Below are 1009 nucleotides of genomic sequence, written 5' to 3'. Positions count from 1 at the left end.
GGGGCGCAGGCGGTTGCCGGCAGGGCAGACATAGCTGTCGTCGCCCAGGTCATAGCGGAAATCTGCCCGCGCGAAGGTGCCGTCGCGGCGGGCAGACTTGTCGAACACGGGGATGTGCGGGTGGATGTCGCGCTCGTGGACGAGCCACGCCAGCATCTCGGCCGAGCCATAACCGGTGTCCGCCGCCAGCCGTTCGGGCCAGACGCCGAAGCGGTCCTGCACGCGCTCGATCATCCGTTTGCAGGCGGTCACCTCGGCCTGCCGGATCGCAGTGCTCGGCTCCACGTCCATGATGACGGCATGGTCGAGATCGATGAGGTAGTTGGTCGAGTAGGCGTAATAGGCTTGCCCGCCATGCGCGCAGGTCCAGCGCGACGCCGGATCCGCCGGTGCCAGAAACTTCGGCACCACCGGCGTGGCCGCCCCGAATGCGGCATCGTCGAGGACGGCAAGATACTCGCGAACGGCACGCGTGTCGGCGTCGGGCGGCAGGCCGTCGCTTCCCGGGCCGCCAGTCTGACGATTGGCATCGGCCCGGATCAGGCTCGCATCGACGGCGAAGCCCTCGCCACCGACCAGCCCCTCGGCCATGCAGCGTTCGACCGTCGTTTCGAACAGTCGGCGCAGCAGGTCGCTGTCGCGAAAGCGGCCATGGCGGTTCTTCGAGAAGGTAGAGTGGTCGGGCACGTCGCCCTCCAGCCCGAGCCGGCAGAACCAGCGATAGGCCAGGTTCAGATGCACCTCGTCGCACAACCGACGCTCGGAACGGATCCCCATGCAGTAGCCGATGATGAGCATGCGGATCATCAGCTCGGGGTCGATCGATGGCCGTCCCATCTCGCTGTAGAACGGCTTCAGATGCTCGCGCACGCCCGACAGGTCCACGAACCGGTCAATCGAACGCAGCATGTGGTCCGCCGGCACATGCCGCTCCAGACTGAAGCTGTAGAACAGCGCTTCCTGCGCTACCGTCCGCTCGCCCATCATCGGCCCGTCTCCGCTCACCTCG

The 1009-nt window shown here is 66.8% G+C and carries 1 protein-coding gene; it reads right to left on the bottom strand.

Annotated elements, in window-relative coordinates; genetic code table 11:
- The coding region (locus ASE89_RS13135; protein WP_056676652.1) for an IS5/IS1182 family transposase at window positions 1-987 on the bottom strand (987 nt) is incomplete at its 3' end.
- Window positions 988-1009 lie beyond the last annotated feature (22 nt).

Origin of the sequence: Sphingomonas sp. Leaf30, assembly GCF_001422525.1 — a bacterium.
In the GTDB taxonomy this organism is placed as follows: Bacteria; Pseudomonadota; Alphaproteobacteria; order Sphingomonadales; family Sphingomonadaceae; genus Sphingomonas; species Sphingomonas aerolata.
The sequence above is the reverse complement of the archived record's forward strand: the minus strand, read 5'-3'. Positions and strand labels throughout refer to the sequence as shown.